At 55.1% G+C, this 6,203-nt stretch carries 7 protein-coding genes; 5 read left to right on the forward strand and 2 right to left on the reverse strand.

Annotation, left to right across the window (positions count from 1 at the left end; all coding sequences use genetic code 11):
- Window positions 1–191: 191 nt before the first annotated feature.
- Complete coding sequence (locus V6C16_RS06365) at window positions 192–404, reverse strand: hypothetical protein (RefSeq protein ID WP_333535515.1); 213 nt, start codon at window positions 402–404, stop codon at window positions 192–194.
- 234 nt (window positions 405–638) lie between these two features.
- On the reverse strand, window positions 639–1,250 hold the full coding sequence (locus V6C16_RS06370; protein WP_333535514.1) for a DJ-1/PfpI family protein: 612 nt from the start codon (window positions 1,248–1,250) through the stop codon (window positions 639–641).
- Between the two features lie 145 nt (window positions 1,251–1,395).
- On the opposite strand from V6C16_RS06370, the gene V6C16_RS06375 reads away from it, so the two are divergent.
- From V6C16_RS06375 to V6C16_RS06395, 5 genes are all read left to right on the forward strand, one after another.
- A complete protein-coding gene (locus tag V6C16_RS06375; protein WP_333535513.1) occupies window positions 1,396–2,298 on the forward strand; it encodes a LysR family transcriptional regulator in 903 nt (300 codons plus the stop codon).
- Window positions 2,299–2,521: 223 nt separating this feature from the next.
- Complete coding sequence (locus V6C16_RS06380) at window positions 2,522–3,475, forward strand: type IV secretory system conjugative DNA transfer family protein (protein WP_333535512.1); 954 nt, start codon at window positions 2,522–2,524, stop codon at window positions 3,473–3,475.
- Window positions 3,453–3,959, forward strand: a complete 507-nt coding sequence (gene traF, locus V6C16_RS06385) for a conjugative transfer signal peptidase TraF (RefSeq protein ID WP_333535511.1) — start codon at window positions 3,453–3,455, stop codon at window positions 3,957–3,959. The genes V6C16_RS06380 and traF overlap by 23 nt, the downstream gene beginning before the upstream one ends.
- 2 nt (window positions 3,960–3,961) lie before the next feature.
- Complete coding sequence (locus V6C16_RS06390; RefSeq protein ID WP_333535510.1) at window positions 3,962–4,165, forward strand: hypothetical protein; 204 nt, start codon at window positions 3,962–3,964, stop codon at window positions 4,163–4,165.
- Entirely contained in the window at window positions 4,155–6,107 is a 1,953-nt protein-coding gene (locus V6C16_RS06395; RefSeq protein WP_333535509.1) for a zincin-like metallopeptidase domain-containing protein, read from the forward strand. Before V6C16_RS06390 ends, V6C16_RS06395 begins: the two co-directional genes overlap by 11 nt.
- The last annotated feature ends 96 nt before the right edge of the window (window positions 6,108–6,203 follow it).

Here is a 6,203-nt window from a genome sequence, read left to right on the forward strand (position 1 = left end):
GTTTACGGGCCGCAAGTAACAGAAATGCAAATGTCAGATCGCCCGTGCGCCTGTTAGGGCGCGGCTGGTAAGAAAGCCTTACAGGCGCATATGAAGAACCCCCGGCTAGGCCGGGGGGTTCCTTTTTTCGCTTCGCTCAACGCATAAAAAAGAACGGCGCTCACGTTTCCGCAAGCGCCGGGATGAAAGGGTTATTCAGGCTTTATTTGAACGATAGCCCGGAATGCTTTGATACTATTCAGCACAGAGAGCATGGAGAACTGTAATGCTTTACCGGCCTCTGCCTGATTCCGCCTGTGTTCGCGTAGTTCCCGTTCACAAAGTTCAAAAGCCAGACTGATGAACTCTTGAGCCTTGATTTCAAAATCTTCCAGTGCCACATGATTGTAAGTACGTTTTGCCATTTCCAAACTCCTTGGAGGTTGGAGCAGGCCGCGTATGGCGCACACTACGTCACTGATTTTATCGCCTTTTCTCCATAAGACGATGGCGTTGGTTCGCCCAAGGGTATGCAGCCTTTATTCTGCCATACCTAGGACGCTCTACACAAAAGGCACCAGATGCATACGCCATGCGGTATGCTGATGTTGGACGCCTTGCTGTGCGCAGCAGCTTGGACGAATTACTCAAATTTGAAATTAATCGTGATTCAGCAGGATTGAGCAATCTCCTGTTTTACAAATTTGATAGAAGCTATTGATTTTATTTTCGTCTGACACCTGCAATGCAGAGAGAACATCCGTTGCGAATTCCACATACCCTGTGGGTTTGGCTGTTATGATGTTCCCGCAGCACACAGACTGTTTATTTTCAAAGTATGCTTCGCCGGAGTATTCTCCTTTGGCCTCGCCGGACAACACAGATTGGTCGATGAATGTGTGGGACAATCTATTTAAAAAGCCATGCACGGCAAGAAAAACAGATGCGTCACAGATAGCGCCGAGAACCGCTTTTTGCGCGAGAGCCCTACGCACCAAAGGGATAACTTTTTTGGCATCCGGTTTGTGCCAAGCAGTTCCACCCACAAGAATGAGCGCGGCAAACTTTTCGGGTGCGTCATCAAAGCTATAGTCTGGTGTGATACTGAATCCTCCGATGGAGGGCACCGGCTCTTTCGTGAGCGAAACCGTTTTTACTGCATATGGATTACTCCAAAGGCCAAATCCCCAGCGCAAACCAGCGGCTAAAAGCGCTGGCTCCCAATCCGCGTATTCGGGAATCAAAACAAAAAGCGCTGTTTTATCCTGCATACCGTCTCCTTTTTTGCTCGATGCTCTCTGCCATCGGGCAATGCGTTGGTTTACAGGTTGTATATTATCCATTAACATCATGGATACCTAATGGCATTATTTCATTGGTGGAATTATTTTCATGCATACCTTGAGAGATATAAACTTGAATCTTCTGGTCGTACTCCATGAACTGCTTGTGGAGCAAAGCGTAACCCGCGCTGCGCACAAGTTGTCCATGAGCCAGTCGGCGGTCAGCCACGCATTGTCCAAACTGCGTCTCATGCTTGACGACGACCTGTTCATTCAGGAAAGGCGTGGAATACGTCCTACAGCAAAAGCGCTTGAACTGCGGGATGACCTTGAAAAGGCGCTTCACCATGCCAATGCCGTTTTGAACCCTGGAGACGGCTGGAGCGCAGTCACGATGAAGCGAACATTCCGCATCGCCATCTCCGACTATGGAACATACCTGTTGCTATCACCCCTCCTTGCTCGTGTTCGCCAGGAGGCACCAAGCGTCGATCTATTTTTCTCGTCGGCAGATCACCACCTCATTGCATCGCACCTCATGAGCGGCAATATCCATTTTGGCTGCTGCATAATGGATTCAGTATATAAAGACCTTTGCGTTTCTCCTTTGTTTCAAGAAAAACTTGTGTGTATAGCGGGGAAGAAAAGCCGCCTCGCCAAGCAGAGTACGTTGTCTCTTAAAGAGTATCTGGATTCGCCGCATATGGTTGTTGCCTCACTGACGAATGCATACTCCGATGTTGACGCTGCTCTGTCGAAAAAGGGGCATAAGCGCCGTGTGGCGGCTGTCATTCCTCATTTTGTAGTGGCCGCGAAATCCATTGAAAACACTGACATGATTCTGACCCTGCCATACCGTCTCGCCGCTGCAATGCCTGAACTTGCCGAAACGCCCCTCCTTACCCCTCCGGTGGAGGCGGGAACATATACATACGGCCTTGTGTGGCATCCTCGCTCACGAGAAGATAAAGGGCACTCCTGGCTCAGAGATATTTTCAACGAAGTTGCCGAAGAGGCTGCCCGACAAGCGGAATAAGCTTGTTTCCCCGTGGCTCTTTTCTCTGAGGCAGACGAAAGACGGCAACCGCAAAATGCTGGGTGCCGCCTTTCAATTCTACAGTGCCTCCTGCACGCATCCACGTTCAGTCCAAAATTGTCCAGTAAAAGCCACCTGTACCCGCTGAAAGTGCTGGTACGATAGCTGGTACAATTTCAGTTCCTCCTATTTTTATCTAGAAATTCCAGTTAGATATTTTCGCTTGACGAACAAGGCCGAGAACGAAGCAAGCGGCGTTGTTTCCACAGCTCTGACCAATCTGGCGCTGTACCGCGATCCCGTGGTGGCGCTGAACACCGGCCATTGCGACTTTCGCATTGATGACCTGATGAACCATGAAAAGCCGGTGAACCTGTACCTGGTGATTTCCCCGGCGGACATTGACCGGATGCGCCCGCTACTCCGGCTTATGGTGGATATGATTGTGCGGCGCATCTGCGCGAAAATGGAGTTCGCTGACGGCTCCAGCAAAGCGAGCTACAAGCATCGCCTGCTGCTCCTCCTGGACGAGTTCACGAGCCTCGGCAAGTTGCCGATCATGGAAAAGGCCCTGGCCTACATCGCCGGTTACGGCGGCAAGGTCTACATCATCGTTCAGGACATTACCCAGCTCAACGCCGTGTACGGCAAGGAAAACGCGCTCATGGCCAACTGCCATGTGCGAATCGCTTACGCGCCCAACACCATTGAAACGGCCAAGACACTTTCGGACATGACCGGCAAGACAACGGTGGTGGAGGAAAAGGTGTCGCTCTCCGGCTCGCGCACCGGGCACATGAAAAACGCCTCGGTCAACGTGACGGAAACTGCCAGGCCGCTGCTCACACCTGACGAGTGCATGCGACTGCCCGGCCCGGAAAAGGACAGCCAGGGCCGCGTCATCAAGCCGAGCGATATGCTGGTGTTCACGGCAGGCCAATCTCCGATTTACGGTCGGCAGATCCTGTACTTCTTTGATCCCGTCTTTTCGTCACGCTCCAAGGTGCCGGTTCCCGGCCTGAATACCGCATATCCCAGCGGTATCAGCGATTCGCTGTACCAGCCGCGCCCGGCGTCCTGGTACACGGCCAAATCGTCTTCTTCCGCCTCCAAGGACACGGAACCCTCACCCATTCCTACTCAGGAGAGCGCCAGTGAACGCTATTTCATGGAATAGCCGGATTCGGCGCGGGCTCTTTGCCGTTCTGTGGCTGCTGGCAGCCGGGCTTCTTGCTCATGCCTCCGGTTTGCGCATCAACCCCACGCCGTCCCTGCCTGAAGGCATCTATCGCGTTGTGCCGCGTGAACCGGCAAAAGGGGATCTGGTCAGCTTTTGCCTGCGCGGCGAGTTTGCCGATCTGGCCGGTGAACGCGGCTACCTTCAGGCCGGTTCCTGCAACAACGGCCTGCGCCCCTTGCTCAAACGTCTGGCAGGTATGCCGGGCGATTTCATAGATGCCGAATCCCTGGCCGTCCACACTACGGACAGCCAGGGGAGGCCCATGCTTTCCGCGCTGCGCTCCGGCGTTATTCCGACGGGAATGGCCCTGGTGCTTGCGGATCATGAAGGCAGTTTCGACAGCCGTTATTTCGGGTTCGTTCCCTTGGAAAATCTCCAACGGGTCGAGCCTGTTTTTGTTTTCAACCTCAAAGGAGAATGACCATGCAACATAAAGAATATCTGGCAGCCGCCGCCCGTGCGGCTGCGGAACAGCTTGCCGCTGATCCGGCGCTGTATATCCCGCTCGATCCGGACGTGGCCGACTACATGGGCGCGTTTACCGAAGACGCCATTGTGCTGGCAGATTTGATTGAAGACGCGTTGCTTACCATCAACGGTCAGGGGGAGGCGGTCTATGAGCGGTAGCAAGAAGCCTGAAACCCCGGAAAAGGCCAAGCGCCGCCCCTTTCATGAAGAATTTGCGGAAAAGATTATTGAGCATCTGAAGGCCGGAACAGCTCCCTGGCAATGGCCCTGGCATCCGGGCAAAACACTTTCCGCTCCGCACAATCCGGCCTCCGGCACAGTGTACCGGGGCATGAACCGGGTGCATCTGGCGCTTTCCGGCTATGACGATCCGCGCTGGATGACGCTGCGCCAGGCCAACGAGGAAGGTCTGCGCATCCTGCCTGGCAGCAAGGCCACGCCCGTGGTCTATTTCCAGTTCACCAAAGAGCAGGAGCGCCTTGGTGAGGACGGCAAACCCGTGCTCGGAGAAGACGGCAAGCCGGAAAAACAGACGGTGCAACTGGACAAGCCCCTGGTGCGTTTCGCTCACGTCTTCAACGCCGAGCAGATTGACGGCATCCCGCCTGTGGAACTCACGGACAAGGCCTTTGAATGGGAGCCGGTGGAAAAGGCGGAAAACATCCTTGACGCCTCCGGCGCGAATATCAAGCACGATCAGAGCAACCGGGCCTTTTACCGTTACGCCACAGACTCCATCCACCTGCCGCCGCGTGAAAACTTTGAAGAACCCGGCCTTTATTACGGCACGGCCCTGCATGAGTTGGGGCACTGGACGCGCCACTCCAGCTGCCTGGATCGGGAAAACGGCCCGTTCGGCTCGGAAATGTATGCCCGTGAAGAGCTGCGGGCGGAAATCGCCTCCTGGATGCTCGGTCAGGACATCGGCATTCCCCACGATCCGGAGCAGCACGCGGCCTACGTCAATTCCTGGATCAAGGCGCTGGAGGATGATCCGTATGAAATCGTCCGGGCCTGCCGGGACGCGGAACAGATCAAAGAATATGTCCTGGGACTGGAAATGAACAAGGAAGTGGCGCAGGAACAGGCCTTGGAACGCCCGACGCAAGCGCTGGAACAGGAAGAAGGCATCACTGCAATGGGACTCCCAGCAAACCCGGCAAAGGAAAAAACCTTCCTGGCCGTGCCGTTCAAGGAAAAGAACCAGGCCAAAAAGCAGGGAGCGAAATGGGACAAGGACAACAAGCTCTGGTTTGCGCCGGAGGGCACGGATCTGAACCAACTTTCCCGCTGGTTGCCGGAAAACGCTCCCAAGCCGGAACAGAAGCGCACGTTATCGCCACAGGAAGAATTCGCCCTGGCCCTGAAACAGGTCGGGCTGGATCTGGACGGCAAGGCTCCGATCATGGATGGCGCTATCCACCGTGTGCCGCTCCTTGGCGGTAATCGCGGCGAGTTGGACGGCGCATACTGCGGCTTCCTGGATGAACGCCCCGCAGGCTGGATGCAGAACTTCAGTTCCGGCGAAAAGGCAAAATGGATGGCCAGCGGCCATGCCCTGAGCAAGGAAGAAATTGACGCCCAGCGGGAGGAGATCGCCCAAAAGCAGGTCGAACGGGCTGAACAGCGCTTGCAGGCTCAGAAGGAAGCGGCGGAAATGAGCCAGGCGGCCTGGGACATGGGTAATGAGGCGCATGAGGATCATCCCTACCTCAAGGCCAAGGGAGTTCCGCCCATTGGCCTGCATGAAAATTGGGCAGGCGTGCTGCACATCCCGGTACGCAACGTTGACGATGAATTGCGCGGCTTGCAGACCATCGATGCCGATGGGCAAAAACGCTTCGTGCCGGGCATGGAAAAGTCCGGCAATTTTCACCTTATTGCCGAGCCGGGGAAAGATCTCTCCCAAGGGGAAATCCTGCTCTCCGAAGGCTACGCAACCGGCGCGAGCCTGCACATGGCAACGGGCAAACCCGTGGCCGTGGCTTTTGATGCTGGCAACCTGGAGCCGGTGGCCAGAAAGCTCCGCGAGAAATACCCCAATGCCGCGATCACCATCTGCGCGGACAATGAGATAGGCTGGAAAAAACGGACGCCATAGTCCATATCCATTGAGGAGGTTCTATGACGAAAGCACCACGGGGACGTTATTCACAGGAATTGAGGCAGCAAGCCGTCACCATGGCGGTTGATGATG

This window comes from Desulfovibrio sp. 1188_IL3213 (assembly GCF_036763145.1).
GTDB lineage: Bacteria > Desulfobacterota > Desulfovibrionia > Desulfovibrionales > Desulfovibrionaceae > Desulfovibrio.

Excerpts from the sequence above, each read along its gene's own strand:
- V6C16_RS06365 (WP_333535515.1), bottom strand. The coding sequence starts at position 404 with ATGGCAAAACGTACTTACAATCATGTGGCACTGGAAGATTTTGAAATC.
- V6C16_RS06370 (WP_333535514.1), bottom strand. The coding sequence starts at position 1,250 with ATGCAGGATAAAACAGCGCTTTTTGTTTTGATTCCCGAATACGCGGAT.
- V6C16_RS06390 (WP_333535510.1), top strand. The coding sequence starts at position 3,962 with ATGCAACATAAAGAATATCTGGCAGCCGCCGCCCGTGCGGCTGCGGAA.
- V6C16_RS06395 (WP_333535509.1), top strand. The coding sequence starts at position 4,155 with ATGAGCGGTAGCAAGAAGCCTGAAACCCCGGAAAAGGCCAAGCGCCGC.